General features: G+C 45.6%; 19 protein-coding genes. All 19 read right to left on the minus strand.

Annotated elements, in window-relative coordinates; genetic code table 11:
* Positions 1–4: 4 nt before the first annotated feature.
* Positions 5–1249, minus strand: coding sequence for an aspartate kinase (gene dapG / locus CEG13_RS05710; RefSeq protein ID WP_100010910.1), 1245 nt, complete (start codon positions 1247–1249; stop codon positions 5–7).
* 12 nt (positions 1250–1261) lie between these two features.
* Positions 1262–2308: an aspartate-semialdehyde dehydrogenase gene (gene asd, locus CEG13_RS05715; RefSeq protein ID WP_100010911.1), complete on the minus strand. Its 1047-nt coding sequence runs from the start codon at positions 2306–2308 to the stop codon at positions 1262–1264.
* Between the two features lie 66 nt (positions 2309–2374).
* Entirely contained in the window at positions 2375–2965 is a 591-nt protein-coding gene (gene dpaB / locus CEG13_RS05720; RefSeq protein ID WP_100010912.1) for a dipicolinate synthase subunit B, read from the minus strand.
* Entirely contained in the window at positions 2962–3846 is an 885-nt protein-coding gene (gene dpaA / locus CEG13_RS05725) for a dipicolinic acid synthetase subunit A (protein WP_100010913.1), read from the minus strand. Before dpaA ends, dpaB begins: the two co-directional genes overlap by 4 nt.
* Before the next feature lie 152 nt (positions 3847–3998).
* Positions 3999–4232 (minus strand): YlmC/YmxH family sporulation protein, encoded by a 234-nt coding sequence (locus CEG13_RS05730; protein ID WP_100010914.1) that lies wholly within the window; start codon positions 4230–4232, stop codon positions 3999–4001.
* A gap of 70 nt (positions 4233–4302) precedes the next feature.
* Positions 4303–5526 carry a M16 family metallopeptidase gene (locus CEG13_RS05735; protein ID WP_100010915.1) on the minus strand — a complete coding sequence of 408 codons (1224 nt, stop codon included), beginning with the start codon at positions 5524–5526 and terminating at the stop codon, positions 4303–4305.
* 22 nt (positions 5527–5548) lie between these two features.
* Positions 5549–6496, minus strand: a complete 948-nt coding sequence (locus tag CEG13_RS05740; protein ID WP_100010916.1) for a polysaccharide deacetylase family protein — start codon at positions 6494–6496, stop codon at positions 5549–5551.
* Positions 6497–7085: 589 nt separating this feature from the next.
* Entirely contained in the window at positions 7086–9203 is a 2118-nt protein-coding gene (locus CEG13_RS05750) for a polyribonucleotide nucleotidyltransferase (protein ID WP_100010918.1), read from the minus strand.
* Positions 9204–9453: 250 nt separating this feature from the next.
* Positions 9454–9723, minus strand: a complete 270-nt coding sequence (gene rpsO / locus CEG13_RS05755; protein WP_100010919.1) for a 30S ribosomal protein S15 — start codon at positions 9721–9723, stop codon at positions 9454–9456.
* A gap of 136 nt (positions 9724–9859) precedes the next feature.
* Complete coding sequence (ribF, locus tag CEG13_RS05760; RefSeq protein ID WP_100010920.1) at positions 9860–10804, minus strand: riboflavin biosynthesis protein RibF; 945 nt, start codon at positions 10802–10804, stop codon at positions 9860–9862.
* Positions 10805–10822: 18 nt separating this feature from the next.
* Complete coding sequence (gene truB / locus CEG13_RS05765) at positions 10823–11719, minus strand: tRNA pseudouridine(55) synthase TruB (RefSeq protein ID WP_100010921.1); 897 nt, start codon at positions 11717–11719, stop codon at positions 10823–10825.
* A gap of 102 nt (positions 11720–11821) precedes the next feature.
* A complete protein-coding gene (rbfA, locus tag CEG13_RS05770) occupies positions 11822–12163 on the minus strand; it encodes a 30S ribosome-binding factor RbfA (RefSeq protein ID WP_100010922.1) in 342 nt (113 codons plus the stop codon).
* A 37-nt stretch (positions 12164–12200) separates the two neighbouring features.
* Positions 12201–12479, minus strand: coding sequence for a DUF503 domain-containing protein (locus tag CEG13_RS05775; RefSeq protein ID WP_100010923.1), 279 nt, complete (start codon positions 12477–12479; stop codon positions 12201–12203).
* Positions 12476–14638, minus strand: coding sequence for a translation initiation factor IF-2 (gene infB / locus CEG13_RS05780; RefSeq protein WP_100010924.1), 2163 nt, complete (start codon positions 14636–14638; stop codon positions 12476–12478). Before infB ends, CEG13_RS05775 begins: the two co-directional genes overlap by 4 nt.
* Positions 14639–14658: 20 nt before the next feature.
* Positions 14659–14958, minus strand: a complete 300-nt coding sequence (locus CEG13_RS05785) for a L7Ae/L30e/S12e/Gadd45 family ribosomal protein (protein ID WP_100010925.1) — start codon at positions 14956–14958, stop codon at positions 14659–14661.
* Positions 14948–15229 carry an RNase P modulator RnpM gene (gene rnpM / locus CEG13_RS05790; protein WP_100010926.1) on the minus strand — a complete coding sequence of 94 codons (282 nt, stop codon included), beginning with the start codon at positions 15227–15229 and terminating at the stop codon, positions 14948–14950. Before rnpM ends, CEG13_RS05785 begins: the two co-directional genes overlap by 11 nt.
* A gap of 78 nt (positions 15230–15307) precedes the next feature.
* Positions 15308–16402, minus strand: coding sequence for a transcription termination factor NusA (gene nusA, locus CEG13_RS05795; RefSeq protein WP_100010927.1), 1095 nt, complete (start codon positions 16400–16402; stop codon positions 15308–15310).
* 16 nt (positions 16403–16418) lie between these two features.
* On the minus strand, positions 16419–16889 hold the full coding sequence (gene rimP, locus CEG13_RS05800; protein WP_100010928.1) for a ribosome maturation factor RimP: 471 nt from the start codon (positions 16887–16889) through the stop codon (positions 16419–16421).
* 307 nt (positions 16890–17196) lie between these two features.
* Positions 17197–21486: a PolC-type DNA polymerase III gene (locus CEG13_RS05805; protein ID WP_100010929.1), complete on the minus strand. Its 4290-nt coding sequence runs from the start codon at positions 21484–21486 to the stop codon at positions 17197–17199.
* Between the last annotated feature and the right edge of the window lie 71 nt (positions 21487–21557).

The raw sequence follows: 21557 nt of genomic DNA on the forward strand, positions 1-21557 counted from the left end.
GTTATCACCTTTCTTTTGCATAAAGTGGGGAATGGGAACTTAACTTAAAATTCTCATGCAGTGCATTCACTGCGGTCTTTAAATCTTTCTGATGCACAAGCACCCAGATAGTAGTATGACTGTCTGCCGCTTGCAGGATTTGCACGTCTGCATTAATTAGTGCCTGCACGATCTTCGATGCAACACCGGGAATTCCCGCCATCCCTGCCCCTACTGCCGACACTTTTGCACAGCCTGCGGTAATCTCCGGCTGAAACCCCAGTCGGCCGAGGATCGCTGCAGCTTTTTTTGTAAACGGCTCGGGAATGGTGTAGGCGACACAGCTTGGTGAAATATTAATAAAATCAACGGAGATCCCCGCTGCAGCCATTGCTTTAAATATCTCCGACTGCATCTGGCTGGTTTCTTCTTTCGTTTGCACTTTAATCTGTGTCAGGGAGGTCATATGAGCAATCCCCGTGACCGGCCTGCCGGAGACGCCGTCAAACTCTTCCCCCTTAGGAGGTGAGGAGGTTACCAGCGTCCCCTCATCCTGCAGATAGGTGCAGCGGATGCGCATCGGTATTTTGCTTTCGATGGCGATCTCCACCGCCCGAGGATGAACCACTTTTGCTCCCTGATAAGCGAGATTGCAAATTTCTGTGTATGTTACGGTATCCAACGGTCTTGCTTGAGACACGATACGCGGATCTGCCGTCATAATCCCATTGACATCGGTAAAAATATCGGTGCATACCGCGCCCACTGCCTTGGCAAGAGCGGTCGCCGTCGTATCACTGCCGCCCCTGCCGATTGTCGTGATTTCCCCTGCAGCCGTCTGGCCTTGAAAGCCGGCAACCACAACAACATCATTTGTTTCCAGTTCATGAAAAACCCGCTTAGGGTTCACCTGTTTAATCTTCGCCTCTGTAAAATCCGCTGTTGTGAGAATGCCGGCTTGCGGACCCGTTAAAGCTGCTGCAGAAACGTTTTGTTGCTTTAATTCATTGGACAGCACTGCCGCAGATATGGTTTCCCCGCAGGACAGAAGCATATCCATTTCCCGGTTCGTATTATGCTGAGCGGGAAAGCCGACAAGATTCAGCAGGGTATCCGTGGCATAAGGGGCTGGTTTACGCCCCATTGCAGAGACGACAACTACCAATTTATATTGTTGCTTGAGTGCAGCTTTAATATGCTGAATCACGAAGCCGCGGTTTTCCTCGGTCTCGACAGAGGTGCCGCCAAACTTCTGAACAAGTATCTGCATATAAACACGACCTTACAGCCATTTATTTTGAATTAAACGCTCAGCTATTTGTATGGTATTCCAGGCAGCACCCTTGATAAGATTGTCAGAGACTACCCACAAATGGAATCCATTATCATCATTCAAATCCTTACGTACACGCCCGACAAAGACCTCTTCTTTATTTGCAGCACTCTGCGGCGTTGGATAAGTTTGTGTTGCCGGATCGTCTTCAAGAATAATTCCCTCGGCATCTTTTAGAACATCCCACAGATCTGCCACTTGCAATCCTGCTTTTTCCACTTCCACATAGACACTTTCTGCGTGGGAAGTGAAAAACGGCAAGCGGACACAGGTTGCTGCGACAGACAGATCCTCGGCATGCATGATTTTTTTCGTTTCATTGATCATTTTCATTTCTTCAAATGTATAGCCATTTTCCTGGAATACATCAATTTGCGGGAGTGCATTGAAAGCAATTGGATAGTGCTTCTCATCTCCCTTTACGGGCAGCAGCTCTGCTTTCATTTCATTGCCTTCCAAATAATCCCTGGATTGTGTTTCCAGTTCGAGATTAGCCTGGTTTCCTGCTCCCGAGACGGCCTGATATGTCGAGACGATCACTCGGTTCAGACCAAACGCCGCTTGAATTGGTTTCAGGGCGGCTACCATTTGAATCGTGGAGCAATTCGGGTTGGCAATGATTCCCTGATGATGCTGAATATCACCTTCGTTTACCTCAGGAACGACAAGCGGCACTTTCTCATCCATGCGGAATGCACTTGTGTTATCCACTACAACGGCTCCGCGCTTGACTGCCTCAGGAGCAAGCTGTTTCGATACAGAACCGCCCGCAGAAAACAGGGCGATATCCACCCCGTCAAAACTTTCCGGCACGGCTGCTTCCACTGTAATTTCCGTATTTTTAAAGGTTATTGTTTTTCCTGCAGATCGTTCGGATGATAAAAGTTTTAATGTTTGAACAGGGAAGTCTTTATCTTCAAGCATTTCGATGATTTTCTGTCCTACTGCTCCCGTTGCTCCGACGACTGCCAGGTTGTAAGCTGTTTTCTCTGTCATGTAAATACTCCCTTCGCCATGTAACTAAAATAATTGTAAACTCTTAGCTATTCATTGTACCACAAATCAGCTGCTGTAAGGTATAATAACAGGCTGGATCTGCTGTTGGTTGAGTGCCGCTTTGACAGTCTCCTCGAGCAGTGTCATATCGGCCACCAGCGAATTTGGCTTACTGTATGGGTCATCCTGGCCATAGGGAATAAAATAAATATGCTTCGTCACCATCAGCCGCATCAAATTCACCCCATTAAGCCCCAGTGCATCATTGGTGGAAATTCCCAATACGACAGGCCGCTGATTGCGTATCGTAGATTTTGCTGCCATTAGAATGGGAGAATCGGTCAGTGCGTTGGCAAGCTTGCTCAGTGAGTTGCCGGTCATTGGGGCAATCACCATGCAGTCCAGCGGGTTCTTCGGGCCGAGTGGTTCTGCTTCGGGAATTGTAGAAATGACCTTCCTGCCCGTGATGGATTCTATTCTCCCGATATGTTCACTTGCCTTACCGTGCTTGGTATCTGTATTTTTTACCGTGTGGGAAATAATTGGGATCACTTCTGCTTTTTCTTCCATCAGTTTCTCCAGTTGCGGAAAGACTTTTTTATGCATGTGGTGCGAGCCGGATAACCCAAAACCGATGCGCTTTCCTGCTAAATTCATGTTAGGCTCCCATCCTCCCTTAGTATTTGCTTAATGACATCTGCCAGTATTTTCCCAGCTGTCCGTGGTGCAACGACGCCGGGCAGGCTTCTGGCCAGAATTGCCTGAATTCCGCGCTGCTTGGCATAAGCGAAGTCCGTTCCTCCTGGCTTGGAAGCAAGATCAAAAATTAAGGCATGTGACGGCAGCTGCTGGATGGAGTCTTTGTTGACAACCGGTGCCGGTACGGTATTAATTAACAAATCACACCCGCTCGTTGCTTCATGCAACTCTTCCAGAGGGACTGCAGTCAATCCCATTTCCGTGATTCTCGCCAAATCCTTAATACTATTGGCGCTGACCGATACTTTGGCACCGAGCGCAGAAAACTTATTGGCAACCGTATTGCCGACCCTTCCAAATCCTACGACGATTACACGTGACCCATGGATAGTATAATCGGTGTTCTCGATTGCCATCATAATTGCGCCTTCTGCTGTGGGAATCGAGTTATAGATTGCTACGTCATCCCGGTTCAAGAGCGGAATGAGGGATATATTCGCTTCTTTTGCTGCCGATTTGATAAAATCATTGGCGATGCCAGTAAATACCTTGACAGACGGTTTTAATTCTTTGAACCATTGCCCGGTCAGCTGGATGGAATGATCTGAAAACACGGTCTCTACATTTCCCTGGGAATCACACCCTGTAATCGGCAATATGACGATGTCTAAATCTGCCGGATCCAAATCAGTAAAGTCGCTCTGCTTTAGACCTGTAAATCCCTGCTCTAATTTATCAAATCCCACAAGGACAATGCCTGCATCAGGTATGGACTGTAATTGCCGGATCAGTTCCAAATAACGGGCATCCCCGCCGATAACTGCTATTAATTGACTCATTGTTCTTTAACAACCTCCAGACTGCGCTTTCGATATGATTTCTTTATAGCTTATGTGGCAGGAAGCCGTTAGTGATAGTACTTTTATAAAATCATACAAAAAGGCTGATATCCCAACATTTCGGGACACCAGCCTATCTGAGTGTTCAGAGCCTATTCCATTTCCACGATAATCATATCTTCGCCGATTTTTTTGATGGAGTTCCACCTGATCTTCTGTTCCTCTCCCTCTTTCTTGAGACCAAACCATTTATAATTTGGAATAATGAACGCTTCAATCTGCCCGGTCTTTTCATTGATTTCCAGATCGGTCTGCCCCAAAATCCCCAGTCTGGCTCCCTCGCTCACATTGACAATCTCCTTGCCGCTGATATCCTTGTAGCGCATCTGCACTCCCCCCATATCTTTTCCCTACTGCATGTATATGCAAAAAAAAATAACCTATGTTAACCATAGGCTATTCCTCCTGTTCTGGTGCAATTACTGCACTTGCCGGCGGCTTGCCGAAAACCACGTCAATCACATGCTGGATGGACTCATGACTGACTGCATCAATTTCCTGAATCATCTCATCCAATGTTCGGTGACGGCGAAGCAGCAGTTCATTCCGGCCATTGCGGCTCATGCGGCTGCTCGTGCTCTCCAGACTCAGCATTAGATTCCCTTTAAATGATTCCTTGCTGTTGGTTAGTTCTTTATCGGTCAACCCGTTCTTTCTCAAGGTGTCTACCGTTTGATGGATCGTCTCCTGTAAAATTGGGAGCTGCTTGTTACCTGTGCCCGCATAAATCGTCAACAGTCCATTATCCAGGAAAGAGGAATGGTAGGAAAAAACCGAATAGGCAAGTCCCTGCTTTTCTCTTACCTCCTGAAATAAGCGGGAGCTCATGCTGCCGCCAAGCACATTATTCATAATGACTAAGCTGTACGTATGCTTATCTCCAACGGCAAATCCATCATATCCCAGGCAAAGATGCGCCTGCTCTGTATCCTTGTGGCGATTGATATTTTTCCCTAAAAAGTTTGGTCTCTCAAGCGACGTTTGTGTCGGTCCAAAAGAATAGGAGCCAAAATATTCATCGACACGGCCGATAAAAGATTTATCTACATTGCCAGCCACAGAGATCACGACATTTTCCGGCACATAGCGTTCCTGCATATAATTCCTTAATGTTTCCGGTGTAAAAGAGGTTAAATGTGTCTCGGTTCCTAAAATAGGATAGCCCAGCGGATGATTGCCAAACGATGCAGTTGCCAGCACATCATGAACGATGTCGTCCGGCGTATCTTCGTACATCTTTATTTCCTCATAGACTACTTTCTTCTCCCGTTCCATTTCCTCTTCATCAAATGCGGAATTGAAAAACATATCAGCCAATATTTCCAGGGCATAATCTTTATATGTATCAAGCACTTTCGCATAAAAGCAAGTGTATTCTTTCGAGGTAAATGCGTTCACCTGACCGCCAATGGAATCAAAAGCCTCCGCAATATCCTGTGGTGAACGGGTATTAGTTCCTTTAAAAAACATATGTTCAAGAAAATGGGAAACACCATTGTTTTGTTCTGTTTCATTGCGGGAACCGGTCAGCACCCAGATGCCGATGGTTACCGAGCGAACGGAGGGGATATTTTCCAATACTACCCGAAGCCCGTTTTTACTTGTATGTTTTTCCAGCATGTTTTGCCTCCTGTCGTGCAGATTATCTTTCTTCACTCAATAGTTTCTCAATCGTTCCCAGTTTATAGCCCTTATCTTTCACCGTTTTTATCAGTGGTGAAAGTCCTTCTACAATGGCCGGTGTAGGGTGCATTAAAATCGTCGCTCCAGGATGCACCTGATCATTTACTCGGTTTATCATAACAGATACTGCTGGATTCTTCCAATCAATTGTGTCCACTGTCCAAAGGATTGTTTGCATATTCAGCTGATGGGCAGCCCGTACTGCCTGGTCATTGTAACTTCCGCTTGGCGGTGCGAACCATAGCGGTTTTTTATCAATAACAGCTTCAAGAATCTCATTGGTCTGTGTGATCTGCCGGATGACTTCCTGCTCGGAGATCCTTGCCATATCGGGATGATTATACCCATGGTTGCCAATCAGATGGCCCTGTTCATCAATCATCTTAACAAGTTCAGCATTCTCACGAGTCCATTTTCCTTCAATAAAAAAAGTGGCCTTCACATTATTTTCATTTAGGATATTTAAAATATCCGGGATATGTTCGGCGCCCCAGGAGACATTGATCAATAGTGCCACCATCTGCTTTTCCGGATGCCCCCGGTAAATCGGCGCTGCCGGCAGGTCCTTCAGCGTGACCGTTGGCGAGACTTGGTCATAGACCAGCAAGGAGGGGTCAAATTCCCCAATTTCTTTCATTTTTTCATAAGATTTTTGGACATTTACCTCCAGCCCGTTTCTTCCAGGGGTTTTTTTCCACACTTCATCAATGTAGGCATTGTCCGGTTCTTCATGATAATCTGCACGTTTATTTTTGATTTCCTCGAGAAGGGAATCATTCTGTTTAGCCACATCGGATGCAGGATACTCTTGAGAAGAAAACTGGAATGGATTGTGACTCGGATCAAACGCTAAAAAAAGAATAATGATGAAGATGCAAAAGTTTACTGCTTTTTTATATCGATACATACTCTTGTCCCCCTCGTTCATTCATATGAAATAAGAGGACATGGTATGTCAGTACTTTAGAAAAATCGTTTAGATGTCAGAAAACTTTTTTGTCACCAGCTTTGATGCCGGTTATACAAATGGATGTTTTTTAAAAGATGTTTTTTGACAAAATCCATAAACTGCGACATAAATCAGTGGGGGTTTATCATCGCCGCTGCGGAAACACCCCTCGCTGGGTGATGTGCTTCGTAAATTAAACAACAGCTACCCACTCTGTAGCTGGTTGATTGGAGCGGAGGGCATCCGACTCCTGCGGGAAGAAAAGCCTAGGCTAGACCCCGCTGTGCGCCAGCACAAGGGGGCTTGCCAGCTTCCCGCGGAAAGCGGATGCCCGGAGCGGAAATCAACGAGCACTCTGTCGCATTTTTCTGCAACAATAAAGTGTAGCTTGAGCCGCAGTTTCCATCAACTTCGAAATAAATGAGCAACAAAACATACGAATAGAGCCTTGCAAATTAAAAAAAGAAACTGGAGATCCAGCTTCTTCGTTCTTGGCAGATAGGAAAGTCCGAAAACTTTCATATCTGCATTGGATATAACTTTTTGTCTACTGCTTCGCCTTTTCTTTGCGTTCTCTTTCTTCTTTTAATATCGCTTTACGGGAAAGATTTACCCGGCCTTGGCGGTCTATTTCTTTTACCTTAACCATGATTTCGTCACCGATGGAAACGGCGTCTTCTACCTTGTTCGTACGCTCCTCTGCCAGTTCAGAAATGTGCACAAGTCCATCTTTTCCTTTGAAAAGTTCAACAAAGGCGCCGAATTTTTCAATCCGTTTCACTGTACCTAAATAAATCTGACCGACTTCTACTTCCCGAACGAGGTCCTCAATGATTTTCTTCGCTTTTTCATTCATTGCTGCATCTGTGGAAGAAATGAAGACATTGCCGTCCTGTTCAATGTCGATTTTGACTCCGGTCTCGTCAATAATCTGATTGATCTGTTTCCCGCTTGGACCAATCACATCACGAATTTTATCCGGATTGATGCTCATCGTCAGGATTTTCGGTGCATACTGCGACAGCTCATCTTTTGGCTCAGCAATCGTTGCAAGCATGTGCTCGAGGATTTTCATCCGCCCTATTTTTGCCTGTTCCAATGCTTCTTTCAGGATTTCTCTGGATAAGCCGTCAATTTTAATATCCATTTGCAGTGCCGTGACACCTTGCTCAGTCCCAGCTACTTTAAAGTCCATGTCACCGAGCGCATCTTCCATTCCCTGAATGTCACTCAGGATGGAATAGTCTTCACCGGATTTAACCAGACCCATCGCAATCCCGGCTACTGGTGCTTTAATCGGTACCCCTGCTGCCATCATTGCCAGTGTACTCGCACAAATGCTTGCCTGGGATGTCGAACCATTGGATTCGAGCACTTCAGATACAAGCCGGATGGTGTACGGGAATTCTTTATCGGATGGGATGACTTTCTCCAGCGCACGTTCACCCAATGCCCCGTGTCCGATTTCCCGACGGCCCGGACCCCTGATGGGACCTGTTTCCCCTACACTGTACTGCGGAAAATTATAGTGATGCATGAATCGTTTAGACTCTTCCAGGTCAAGCCCGTCCAGTATTTGCACATCCCCCAATGCTCCGAGTGTGCACACACTGAGCGCTTGTGTCTGTCCACGGGTGAATAAACCTGAACCGTGTGTTCTCGGCAGGACATTGATCCGGGAAGTCAATGGACGAATTTCATCGAGCTTGCGGCCGTCCGGACGAATCTTTTCTTTTGTAATCAGCCGGCGCACTTCCTCTTTGACCAGTTTATTCAGTACGTTTTTAACTTGACTGTAAACTTCCGGTTCTTCTTCCTTATCGTATTGTTCCAGAATTTCCGCTTTTGCGTTATCAATCGCTTCTTCTCTGGCATGCTTGTCCTTGACCTGAATCGCTTTAGGCAGTATTTCTCTCGCTTGTTCTTCAACTTTAGCAGCAATTTCTTCATCTGTTTCCAATAAAGTGACAGGCGATTTCTCTTGCCCTCTGGCCTGGATGATTTCCTCCTGGAAGGCGATGAGCCGCTTGATTTCCTCATGGCCAAACATAATCGCTTCCAGCATTACTTCTTCCGGCACTTCCTCTGCGCCGGCTTCTACCATGTTAATGGCATCCTTCGTGCCAGCCACCGTCAGTTCGATGTCGCTCTTCTCTTCCTTTTCAATGGATGGATTGATAATAAATTCGCCATCCACCCGGCCAACCTTCACACCGGCAATTGGTTCTGCAAAAGGAATATCCGAAATGCTGAGCGCAATGGAAGAACCAATCATGGCCGCGATCTCCGATGAACAGTCCTGATCCACGCTCATTACGGTGCTGATTACCTGCACCTCGTTCCGGAACCCATCCGGAAACAGCGGGCGAATCGGCCGGTCAATCAATCTCGAAGTCAGAATAGCCTTCTCGCTTGGCCTTCCTTCCCGTTTAATGAAGCCTCCGGGGATTTTCCCAACAGCATACAGCCGTTCTTCATAGTTTACGGTAAGCGGGAAAAACGGCAGATCTTTTGGTTCCTTCGACGCTGTGGCCACAGATAAAACCGACGTCTCCCCGTAGTGAATCATGCAGGCGCCATTTGCTTGTTTCGCTAATTCACCTGTCTCGACAGTGAATGTCCGACCGGCGATTTCTGTCGTAAATAGTTGTTTCTCTTCTGACATGCGTAACCGTGCTCCTTTCCATTAGAAAAACGTGGATCCGCCTAAAGCCGAGGCGAATATCCTTGTTTTCTGTAAGTCGTCCGTCTGTATTTTTTGACGGATCTCATACATTCTATTTACCATTTTATATTCTGCACAGAAAAAAGTAAATTTTATGTAGCAAAACGAAATAAAAAAACCTGCTCCATTCTATCGTATACTTTCCTATCTGCTAAGAAAAAAAGCAGGATTTCTCCTGCTTTTTGAATAATTATCGGCGCAAGCCAAGATTTTTGATTAATTCACGGTAGCGGGTAACATCTTTATTGCGAAGATAGTTTAGTAAATTACGGCGTTTACCAACCATTTTCAACAGACCGCGGCGTGAATGATGATCTTTTTTATGCACGCGCAAATGTTCATTCAATGTTGTGATTTCTTCAGTAAGTACAGCGATTTGCACTTCTGGAGAACCAGTATCATTGTCATGGACTTTGTATTCACTGATGATTTGATTTTTGCGTTCCTGTGTGATTGCCATCTGGTTCACCTCCTGTTGTTCATTTATATCCCCAATCCCCTAGCAACCGCCGGAGCAGCGTTTTGCCAAGCGATGGTTTTACATACCTTATCGTACCTCTTTTCGAGTGAAAATGCAAGAGGCAGCGGCTTTAAATTTATTTGGAAACACGATGGAAATAGCTGCGGATGTTTTTTTCATCTTCTCCGATTTGTTCGATGAGTGCTTCTGCATTGTCAAATTTTATCTCTTCCCTCATGTACTGATGCCACTCAACCAGCAATTCTTCGCCGTACAAATCATTATTATAATCAAAAATGTTTACCTCTACCGACAAATCTGTTCGATCCGCCGTAAATGTCGGATTGGTCCCAATGCTGGCCATCCCTTCATAGGTCTCATTTTTGTAAATAACTTTGACCGCATAAACCCCGATTTTTGGCAGCAGTGCATCAGGATTGACTTTAAGATTTGCTGTTGGGTAGCCAATTTCCCGTCCGCGCTGATCTCCTTTAATGACTATTCCATCCAGGACGAGCGGCCGGCCAAGCAGCTGAGTTGCCTCTCGGGTCCTGCCCGTTTCCAGTAGCTCTCGGATTCGAGTGGAACTGATTTTTTTGCCGCCCGAAGTGATTTCATCAATTGTTTCCGAAGTAAATGATCCGCCGGCATGTCCGTCGATTTCCGTCATGTTTCCTTTCCCTTTATGGCCGTATGTATAGTCAAATCCCGCTACCAAATGCTTTATGTTCAGGCCCTTAATAAAATGATCAATAAATTTCTGCGGAGAAAGCTTGGATAGTTCTTCGTTAAACTCAATAATGTACAGTCTGTCCACATGAAGCTTCTGCAGAATCGCTTTCTTTTCTTTTAAGGGTGTAATGTAGCGAACATCGTGCTTATTTTGAAGTACTACGGATGGATGCGGAAAAAACGTAATCACGGCGCTTTCCATCTTTTGCCTTTTTGCTTCGGTTACAGCGGTTTGTATCAGTTTCTGATGCCCTTTATGCACCCCGTCAAAAAAACCGATGGCTCCCACTGTTTCCGGCAGTTCCTCAAGACTCAGTGTATGAGGGTAACTTAATTCAAACGTTCTCATTCTAATCACCTGCTTTTTTTATCCAGGGAAAACACGTACGGGCTTGATTTGACCGTGTTTTTCCGGGTGGGTTTGGTAGATTGCCAGCAGCTCTTTTTCATGCAGTACCATAAACGGGTCTGTTTTCATATGCTGCGCCAGCGTTTGCGGGAGCTTCCGGCCATTTTTTACTTTCATTTTTGTTTCCGAATCTACCTCCAGCTTGTCCATATGGCCCAATCCGGCAGTTAAGGGAACCAGCAGCTGTTCAGCCTGCCCGGCATCGGCTGCAGCTTCAATCGTTTCAAAATCAACCGCTGTCTCTTCTGAAAAAGAAGCTGTTTGTGTCCGGGTCAAATCTGCCATATGTGCCGGATAGCCAAGCCGCTTGCCAATATCAGCACACAACGTTCGAATATACGTGCCTTTGGAGCAAACTACTTCTATTTTAAAACAGTTTTCGCCTGCTTTTCCAGAAAGAAGCCGGATATCATGAATCGTCACTTCTCTTACTGGACGTTCCACTTCTTTGTTTTCTCTTGCATATTCATATAACTTTTTGCCTTTGACCTTGACTGCAGAGTACATCGGCGGCGTCTGGAGAAGGGTCCCTTTAAATGATTGTAGCACATGATCAATTTCTTCATGGGGTGGAAAGCTTGTGACCGGTTTTTGTTCCACCACTTGCCCCTGCCCATCTTCTGTATCTGTAGCTGCCCCCAAAGACACTTCTGCCAGATATGTTTTTTTGGTATCAACTAAAAAAGGAACGATTTTGGTAGCCTGTCCCAGGCAAATCGGCAGCATGCCTTCCGCTTCTGGGTCAAGGGTGCCGGTATGCCCGCATTTTTTTGTTTTATAAAGACGGCGCACCCGCATCACACAATCATGCGAGGTCATTCCCTTTGGCTTCCACAAAGGAAGAATTCCATTCATTAATCCAGCCTCCATCTATTATGTAACAGCTAATATTTCGCTTTAAATGTTAATATGAAAAAAGACCTGGCCCGCACGAAGCCGGACCAGATCAGAATGGTACTACTTATTCAGATCGCGAAGGATGGTCTCAATCCGATTCCCGTACTCTAATGCTTCATCAAACTCAAAACTAATTTCAGGCGTTTTCCGCAAACGGATGCGTTTGCCGATTTCCGAACGGATAAACCCTTTTGCCTTAGCAAGCCCTAAAAGGGTATCCTGTTTCTCTAGTTCGTCCCCCAAAACGGAGATAAATACCTTTGCCTGCTGCAGATCGCCTGTTACCTCCACATCGGTAACCGTGACAAATCCTACCCGCGGGTCCTTTATTTTACGGGTCAGGATTTCGCCCATTTCCTTCTTCATCTGTTCTGCTACTCTATTTGCTCGCATGTCAGCCATCATTTTCACCTCATTAGAGATATCATTGCCTTATGATCTATACCCGCTCCACATCTGTAATCGTCCGCTCCAGTTCTGAATAGGAATCCATTACCCGGAGAACTTCCTGGATGACCTGTTCAGCATGCTGGTACTCATTGGAGATAGTAACAATTCCCAGTTTGGTTCGCTGCCATAGATCATGATAATCCAGTTCTGTTACAGCCACGTTAAAATCTCTGTGCAGCCTAGCGGTGATCCGCTTAATAATGGAGCGTTTCTCCTTTAGAGAATGGCCGGTATACATCATGCATTCGACTTCGGCGTATACAATCATCCGCGCTTGATTTCTTCCATCACAAAGGCTTCGATTGTATCGCCTTCTTTAATATCGTTAAAGTTTTTAATGGTTATGCCGCATTCATAATTTGTGGCGACTTCTTTTACATCATCTTTAAAGCGCTTCAAGGCAGCAATTTCACCCTCGAACTGTACCACACCATTGCGAATAAGTCTTACACCGGCATCTCTGGTTATCTTGCCTTCCGTGACATAACTTCCGGCGATAGTTCCAATCCTGGAAACTTTGAAGGTCTCCCGCACTTCTGCCTGGCCAATCACTTTTTCCTCGTATTCCGGATCAAGCATCCCTTTCATGGCTGCTTCTATTTCCTCAATGGCAGTATAAATAACCCGGTGCAGCCGCACATCGACTTTTTCCGATTCTGCAGCCTTTTTCGCATTGACATCGGGACGGACATTAAAGCCGATAACAATCGCATTGGAAGCAGAGGCAAGAATAATATCAGATTCCGTGATTGCTCCGACCCCGGTATGAATGATTTTGATATTCACGCCCTCTACCTCGATCTTCTTCAGAGAGCCTCCAAGCGCTTCTGCAGACCCTTGGACATCTGCTTTTATAATGATATTTATTTCTTTCATATCACCTTGTTTGATTTGGTCAAATAAATCATCCAGACTGACTTTCGTCTGTTCTCCGCGGCTTTCCACAATTTGTTTTTGCTGCCTGGCTTCCCCTACTTGACGAGCTTTTTTCTCGTCGGCAAAGACCATAAACTGATCGCCCGCTTGAGGCACATCGCCTAGACCGGTAATCTCCACAGGAGTGGAAGGGCTAGCCTCGTCCACCCGCTGTCCTGTATCACTTACCATTGCACGCACACGGCCATACGTGTGGCCGACAACAATCGCATCTCCCACTTTCAGGGTGCCGTTCTGCACAAGCAGTGTTGCGACAGGTCCCCGGCCTTTATCAAGCTCGGCTTCAATAACTGTACCTGCAGCTTTTGTGTTGGGATTTGCTTTTAATTCTTCCACTTCTGATACAAGTACGATCATTTCCAAAAGATCATCAATACCTTCATTTTTGATCGCTGATAAAGGAACAAAGATGGTACTGCCGCCCCAGTCTTCAGGAATCAATTCATATTCGGTCAATTCCTGCATGACCCGATCGGGGTTGGCTCCTTCTTTGTCGATCTTATTCACCGCAACAATGATCGGCACCTCGGCAGCTTTAGCGTGGTTGATTGCTTCCACAGTTTGCGGCATAACCCCGTCATCTGCAGCTACCACAAGAATGGCAACATCCGTAACTTGGGCTCCGCGGGAACGCATGCTGGTAAAAGCAGCATGACCTGGTGTGTCAAGGAAGGTAATTTTTTTGCCTTCATCTTCTACTTGGTATGCTCCAATATGCTGAGTGATTCCGCCAGCTTCTCCGGCCGTTACCTTGGTATGGCGAATGGAATCAAGCAAAGTGGTTTTCCCATGGTCTACGTGTCCCATAATGGTGACCACAGCTGGTCTTTCTTTAAGATTTGCCTCATTTTCTTCCACACGGTATTTTTCAAAATCCGTATCTTCCAGGACAATTTCTTTTTCCACTTCTACATTGTATTCCGTACAGATTAACTCAATGGCATCATCATCCAGTTCCTGGTTCTTCGTTGCCATCACACCCAAGAACATCAGCTTTTTAATAATTTCTGCTTCTTTTTTGTACAGTTTCTCAGCCAGTTCTGCGACTGTCAGTGAGCCTGAGTACGTAATCTTTTCCGGAGTTTTATATACCGGCTGCTGTTTTGGCGCGGGTCTGCCGCCTTTTCCTCTTTTGCCGCCCCGCTGATTTCTGTTTTGTGAATTATTTCGGTTTTGCGGATTATTTTTGTTCTTCTGGTGGTTCTTTTGACCTTGCTTTTGATCAGGGTTTCCCCTGTTCGTATTTTTATTGTCTCTTTTTTGTTTTGCTTGGTTCTGTGAATTACTTTTCGCGTTGCCCTGCTTTTGCTGTGGCTTCTCCCGGGAAGCAGCAGAACCATTTAATTTTTCATCCAGTTTTGTCTTCGTGTCAGCAGAAATCATCGACATATGATTGGATACTTCTACATTCATCTGTTTCAGCTGATTGATGACCTGTTTGCTGGATGTGTTATTTTGTTTGGCATATTCATATACACGCATTTTACTCATACGTTCACCCCCGAATTTAATTACCCGAGTAACGATTTAATCTTAGCAGCAAATCCTGCATCCAAAATAGCAATTGCTACTCTATGGGATTTTCCAATAGCTTGTGACAGTGTTTCTCTATCATCTGCTATTCGATATGGTATTTTGTATGTCTTGCATTTGTCCGTTAGTTTCTTCTTGGTCTGGGGCCCAATATCACTCGCCAAAATCACGAGCTTGGCATTTTGCTGCCGGATATCCTTGAGGATCGAATCTTCCCCAGTGGAGCATTTGCCCGCACGATGCGCGAGCCCGACCATATTCAAATAATTATTTTTCATAACTGACTCCACCGGCATACTGTTTTAATTCCTCATACACAGAGGCATCGACGGCCGTATTTAACTGTCGGTCCAGAATCCCCATCTTTTCCGCCTTGGAAATGATCTCCAGATCTTTTGTCAAATAAGCGCCGCGCCCGTTTCTTTTGCCAGTCGGGTCGACAAAAACCTCTCCTTCTTTGTTTCGCACAATCCGGATCAGTTCTTTTTTTGGTTTCATTTCATTTGTTACCACACATTTGCGCTGCGGTATTTTTTTCTTTTTCAACAGTCAACACCCTCCTTATCTTTAAAAAGGCATTGCTTTTTCTATATAACACTTGGGTAGCGTAAACCTTTTTGTCTCTGATTAAAACAGATCTTCATCTTCGTCGTAATAAATGTCTTCCTCTTCCGCAAGAAGACCTTGTTCCCTTGCTTCGGTTTCACTTTTGATATCAATTTTCCAGCCGGTTAATTTAGCCGCAAGTCTGGCATTCTGTCCGCGTTTGCCGATGGCCAGGGAAAGCTGATAATCCGGAACGATTACCGTCGTTGCTTTTTCCTCCTCATCCACCAACACATCCACCACTTTGGATGGACTGAGTGCATTGGATACGTACACTACAGGATCTTCTGACCATTCCACGACATCGATCTTTTCACCTTTTAATTCATCGACGATTGCCTGCACGCGCTGTCCCTTCTGTCCGACACAGGAGCCGACCGGATCGATTTCCGGATCTGGTGCATGGACCGAGATTTTTGAACGATCGCCCGCTTCCCTGGACACCGACTTAATTTCTACAATGCCTTCGTAAATTTCCGGTACTTCCATTTCAAATAGGCGCTTCAGCAGTCCTGGATGGGAACGGGAAATATAAATCTGCGGACCTTTGCTGGTATTTTCCACTTTCGTAACATAGACTTTCAGCCGGTCATGCACATGATATTCTTCTGTAGGCATCTGTTCGGGTTCCGCCAGCTTTGCTTCAATTTTACCCAAGTTGACATAAACAAACCGTGGATCCTTCCGCTGGATGATGCCTGTCATCACATCTTCTTCCCTGTCGACATACTGGCTGAAAATCACGCCGCGTTCTGCCTCTCTCACACGCTGTGTCACCACTTGCTTTGCAGCCTGGGCGGCAATCCGGCCAAAATCTTTCGGAGTAACCTCCACTTCAATGACATCTTCCAGCTCATAATTCGGATTGGTTTCCCTTGCTTCATCCAGGGAGATCTCTTCCTGAGCGTCCTCTACCTCTTCCACGATGGTTTTCCGGGAGAACACAGCCATTTTGCCGCTCTCTTCATCCAGTTCCACACGGACATTTCCAGCAGATTTGAAGTTTTTCTTATAAGCTGAAATTAAAGCAGCTTCCAAGGCCTCCAGCAGAATATCTTTATCAATTCCTTTTTCCTTTGCCAAATGATCAATGGCGTCGAACAACTGGCTGCTCACTTTTTATTTTCCCCCTTTAAAACGTTACAGCAAGTCTTGCTTTTGCTATTTTGCTATACGGAATTTCTACGGTTTTTTTCTGTGTTTTCACTTTATATTCCATCGTCAGCACCTGATCTTGATAACTTTTTAGCAGTCCTTCATATTCCTTCTGTCCTTCAATGGGTTCATATAACTTAATAAACACTTGCTGGCCGACGCTGGCTTTCAAATCGCTTTCTGTTTTCAGCGGACGCTCTACACCAGGAGAGGAAACCTCGAGGAAATATGCTTCTTTAATAGGATCGGCTTCATCAAGCTTCTCGCTTAGTTCCTCGGAGACTTCCCCGCACTCTGTAATATCCACGCCGCCCTCTTTATCAATATATACACGAAGAAACCAGTTCTGCCCTTCTTTGGTGTACTCGATATCCACCAGTTCAAGATTTCTTTCCTGCAAAATAGGCTCAAGCAAGCTTTCAGTTGTATTGACTGCTTGGGAACTCATCATTCATCCTCCTTCTTCTAAAAGGCTGTATCTATTACTGTTATTATGAACAACCGCGTGTTTTTTCATTTAGTCACTGGCAATACAAAACCCCCGCCGGAAGATGTGGCAAGGGGAGCGGTGCAACTCTGGGGCAGTATGAAGAAAGAGTGGGTGCAGGCCCACTCTTTTCCACAAACGTATCATTTCTTACCAAAAAAAGTATATCACACCAATAACATGGATGCAAGGCAAACAGGGATCTACCTACAGCATACGCGTTTTTTTGCTGTTTTAAACTCCTGTCCTCACATACTTAAGGTCCGTTTTAGAACAGGGACAGCTGATTCTTCTCCGCCATCCCGTCAAGACAGCCATGATTGTCCATATATTCCAGTACGGTTTTGGAAATCTTGCTGCGCTCGCGAAGATCTTCTTTTGAAAGAAATTCACCTTCTTCTCTGGCTTTCACAATACCCTTCGCCGCATTTGTTCCTAATCCTTCCACTGCATTAAATGGCGGAATCAGGGTGTTTCCCTCAACTATGAATTCCGTGGCACTTGATTTATAAAGATCCACTTTGCTGAAGGAAAAACCGCGTTCGCTCATTTCCAGTGCAAGCTCAAGAACCGTCAGCAAACTTTTCTCTTTGGGCGGTGCATCGTTTCCTTTGGCCACAATATTGTCAATACGCTGCCGGATCACTGCGGAGCCTTTGATCATTGTATCCAGCTCGAAGTCGTCCGCTCTGACCGTAAAATAAGCAGCATAAAACAGAATCGGGTGATGTACCTTGAAATAGGCAATCCGAACGGCCATCAGCACATAGGCAGCCGCATGGGCTTTTGGAAACATATACTTGATTTTTTTACATGATTCGATATACCAATCCGGCACTCCGTGTTTTTTCATTTCGTCAATCCAGTCATCCTGTAGCCCTCTGCCTTTGCGGACAAATTCCATAATTTTAAACGCGAGTGAGGCTTCGAGTCCCTTATGCATCAGATAAACCATGATATCATCCCGGCAGCCGATAACATCCGGCAGTTCACAGATTCCGTCATTAATCAGCTCCTGGGCATTTCCCAGCCATACATCCGTGCCGTGGGAAAGCCCGGATATGATTAAGAGTTCCGAAAATGTTGCTGGTTTGGTATCCTCAAGCATCTGCCGGACAAACCGGGTTCCGAATTCCGGAACGCCCAGTGTCCCGGTTTTGCAGTTAATCTGTTCCGGCGTAACTCCAAGTGATTCGGTGCCCGAGAAGATTTTCATGACTTCCGGATCATCAATTGGAATGGTTTTTGGATCAATCCCACTTAAATCCTGCAGCATTCGGATCACCGTCGGATCATCATGTCCGAGAATATCCAGTTTCAGCAAATTATCATGGATGGAATGGAAATCGAAATGGGTCGTTCGCCATTCGCTGTTCCGGTCATCTGCCGGAAACTGAATGGGAGTAAAGTCATAGATTTCCTTATCTTGCGGTACAACAATAATACCGCCGGGGTGCTGGCCGGTTGTTCGTTTAACTCCCGTGCATCCCTGAACAAGCCGGTCGATTTCAGCATTTTTATACACCAGCTGATGATCGGACGCGTACCCCTTCACGTAACCGTAAGCAGTTTTGTCGGCAATCGTGCCGATGGTTCCGGCGCGGTATACATTGTCAATGCCGAACAATTCTTTCGTATAATTATGGGCAACTGGCTGATAGGTTCCGGAGAAATTCAAGTCAATATCCGGAACTTTATCTCCTTTAAAGCCTAAAAACGTTTCAAACGGAATATCCTGTCCATCTTTCGTCAAGGCTGATCCGCATTCCGGACAAGCTTTATCCTGCAGGTCAAATCCGCTGCCGACAGACCCGTCCGTAATGAATTCGTTATAGTGACAATCCGGACAGATATAATGCGGCGGCAAAGGATTCACCTCAGAAATCTCTGTCATTGTCGCCACAAACGAGGAGCCGACAGACCCACGTGACCCTACCAGATAACCATCACTTAAAGATTTCTTCACCAGTTTCTGCGAGATCAGGTAGATGACAGCGAATCCGTTGCCGATAATGCTTTCCAGTTCCTTCTCCAAACGGTCCACTACGATTTCAGGCACTTTCTCTCCGTAGACAGCCCTTGCCCTCTCGTAACATAGATCGCGAATCTCCTGTTCCGCTCCTTCAATGGTGGGGGTAAACAGTCCGTCTTTCACCGGAGAAATGTCTTCCGTATCATTAGCAATTGTATTCGGGTTGGTGATGACAACCTCTCTAGCTTTCTTTTCTCCAAGGAAACGGAAGCATTCCAGCATTTCATTCGTCGTGCGGAAAGGCGTCTGCGGCAGTGTCTGGCGGTTGAGCGGATTACCTGCCTGGGAAGCAATCAGGATTTGCCGGTACATCCTGTCATGGTCTTCCAGATAATGCACATTGCCTGTCGCGGCAACTGTTTTATCCATCCTTTCGCCCATTTCGGTCAGCTTGGTAAGAATGTCCAAAATTTGTGATTCATTCTGCACCAAATCTTTTTCGATTAAATGGGCATAATTGGCCGGTGGCTGTATTTCAATATAATCATAGAATTCGGCTGCCTTTTCTGCTTCTTCAGCCGACTTTTGCATCATCGTTTCAAAGACTTCTCCTTTATCACAGCCACTCCCTACCAGAAGACCTTCCCTGTATCGCTGCAGAAGGGACCTGGGAATGCGAGGGACCCGGTAAAAATAATCAATATGAGCATAGGAAACCAGTTTGTATAGATTTTTCAGCCCGTCCTGTGTTTTTGCAAGCAATGTGCAGTGAAACGGACGTGACCGCTGATAGGCATTGCCTTCCCCCATGTGATTGTTAAGCTCCCGATGATTGGTAATTGTCTTTTCCAGCAGCTTCCGAACCAATTTCCAAAGCAGGTATCCGGTTGCTTCCGCATCATAAATCGCCCGGTGATGCTGTGTCAGTTCAATATCCAAATGCTTGCACAATGTATTAAGCCTGTGGTTCTTTAACTCAGGGAAAAGAAATCTGGCAAGCTCCAATGTATCAATTACCGGATTCTCTGCTTTCTGGTAATCTATTCGTTTAAATCCCTGATTCAAAAATCCCATATCAAAGCTGGCATTGTGAGCGACAAGGATACTGTCACTCATCCATTCATGAAAATCTTTTAATACCTCGTCCACTTCCGGTGCATCCTTCACCATATCATCGGTGATGCCAGTCAAATCCATCGTTGTCTGGGAAAGCGGATGATGAGGATTGGCAAAGCGTTCAAACCGGTCGACAATCTCTCCTTTCTCCACTTTGACAGCCGCCAGCTCGATAATCGTATCATAGACTGCAGACAGACCGGTTGTTTCCACGTCAAAAACGACATAACTGCCAGACTCAAGATCCCTGTCTGCCTCGTTGTAAGCAATTGGCACTCCATCATCCACGAGATTTGCTTCTACACCATATAAGACTTTAATGCCATTTTTTTCCCCTGCGGCATGTGCTTCCGGGAATCCCTGCACACCAGCATGATCGGTAATCGCAATCGCCTTATGTCCCCATTTAGCCGCTTGAGCAATCAAAGCCTCCGGTGAGACGACAGCATCCATCTGACTCATGGTGGTATGTGCATGCAATTCCACACGTTTCTCATCGTCCGGAGCTTCGTCGTTCCGCTCCGCTACTTTTATTTCATGAATATCGTTGGCCATCATAGCCAGTTCATTGGTGTACATGTCGGTCTGAATGCTTCCCCTGGCTTTGATCCACATCCCCTTTTTTACCATTTGAAATTTCTGAGCATCTTCATCCCCGCGGGAAAACATTTTAATCTGCAGAGAATCCGAATAATCTGTTGCTTTAATGATCAGCAGGCTTCTGCCGGAACGAAGCTCGCGTACTTCTGCGGAAAATATGTACCCCTGAACGGTTACACGCCGCTCTTCTTCAAGAATCTCTTCCATTTGCATCGCCTCATCTTGAATTTTGTAACCGAGCATAAATGGCTGGTTTCCTTTAGCAGGCTGCTCTTTGGCCCGCTTTTCTTTTTCCTGGACCGTTTTTATTACTGCCTGCTTGTCTTCCATCGCCTTTTGCTCCCTGAATTTCTGAATATCGGCTTCTTCCGTTTTCACATCAATTTCCAGGGTGTAGGCGTTGGCACCGATTTTGCTGCAATACTGGCGAAAGCCTTCTTCCAGTCTTTTTTTCAGGGCACTCGCTTCCGCTTCATTTCTCGCAGTTAACATAATCTTATTATTGTTTACCCGGGGTACTTGCTCATAAACCAAATCCTTATAAGCAGGAGATAAATTAGTCATAGACTGAATAAAATGCTGCCAATGACTGGCGATCACTTCTGCATCACAAGCTTTATCAGCCGTATTAAGTGTCAGCTCGACTCCGGCAATTTGCTGAAAGGATTCTTTCAGTTTTGCCTGCAGCAGCTGATAAATATCTGCCGGAAGCACCTGTTTTACATGCAAATGAAAATGCCAGGTTTTGCTTTTTTTATAGACTTGCAGTTTATCCAGATAACTGTCCTGAAAATATTCCTGGACATACTCCTCTGGCACTTGCAGCTGTTTCAGCAATAGGTCCATTTTCTCTTTTTTTGAAATATCCATCTGTCATCTCACCTCTCCAGCCGGAATCCTGTTAAAAACGAGAACCCTTGCCACCTGCGACAAGGGTTCTG

This window comes from Lentibacillus sediminis (assembly GCF_002763455.1).
In the GTDB taxonomy this organism is placed as follows: Bacteria; Bacillota; Bacilli; order Bacillales; family Amphibacillaceae; genus Lentibacillus_D; species Lentibacillus_D sediminis_A.

Coding starts and splice junctions, on each gene's coding strand:
- dapG (WP_100010910.1), bottom strand. CDS start 1,249: ATGCAGATACTTGTTCAGAAGTTTGGCGGCACCTCTGTCGAGACCGAG.
- asd (WP_100010911.1), bottom strand. CDS start 2,308: ATGACAGAGAAAACAGCTTACAACCTGGCAGTCGTCGGAGCAACGGGA.
- dpaB (WP_100010912.1), bottom strand. CDS start 2,965: ATGAATTTAGCAGGAAAGCGCATCGGTTTTGGGTTATCCGGCTCGCAC.
- dpaA (WP_100010913.1), bottom strand. CDS start 3,846: ATGAGTCAATTAATAGCAGTTATCGGCGGGGATGCCCGTTATTTGGAA.
- CEG13_RS05730 (WP_100010914.1), bottom strand. CDS start 4,232: ATGCGCTACAAGGATATCAGCGGCAAGGAGATTGTCAATGTGAGCGAG.
- CEG13_RS05735 (WP_100010915.1), bottom strand. CDS start 5,526: ATGCTGGAAAAACATACAAGTAAAAACGGGCTTCGGGTAGTATTGGAA.
- CEG13_RS05740 (WP_100010916.1), bottom strand. CDS start 6,496: ATGTATCGATATAAAAAAGCAGTAAACTTTTGCATCTTCATCATTATT.
- CEG13_RS05750 (WP_100010918.1), bottom strand. CDS start 9,203: ATGTCAGAAGAGAAACAACTATTTACGACAGAAATCGCCGGTCGGACA.
- rpsO (WP_100010919.1), bottom strand. CDS start 9,723: ATGGCAATCACACAGGAACGCAAAAATCAAATCATCAGTGAATACAAA.
- ribF (WP_100010920.1), bottom strand. CDS start 10,804: ATGAGAACGTTTGAATTAAGTTACCCTCATACACTGAGTCTTGAGGAA.
- truB (WP_100010921.1), bottom strand. CDS start 11,719: ATGAATGGAATTCTTCCTTTGTGGAAGCCAAAGGGAATGACCTCGCAT.
- rbfA (WP_100010922.1), bottom strand. CDS start 12,163: ATGGCTGACATGCGAGCAAATAGAGTAGCAGAACAGATGAAGAAGGAA.
- CEG13_RS05775 (WP_100010923.1), bottom strand. CDS start 12,479: ATGATTGTATACGCCGAAGTCGAATGCATGATGTATACCGGCCATTCT.
- infB (WP_100010924.1), bottom strand. CDS start 14,638: ATGAGTAAAATGCGTGTATATGAATATGCCAAACAAAATAACACATCC.
- CEG13_RS05785 (WP_100010925.1), bottom strand. CDS start 14,958: ATGAAAAATAATTATTTGAATATGGTCGGGCTCGCGCATCGTGCGGGC.
- rimP (WP_100010928.1), bottom strand. CDS start 16,889: ATGAGTTCCCAAGCAGTCAATACAACTGAAAGCTTGCTTGAGCCTATT.
- CEG13_RS05805 (WP_100010929.1), bottom strand. CDS start 21,486: ATGGATATTTCAAAAAAAGAGAAAATGGACCTATTGCTGAAACAGCTG.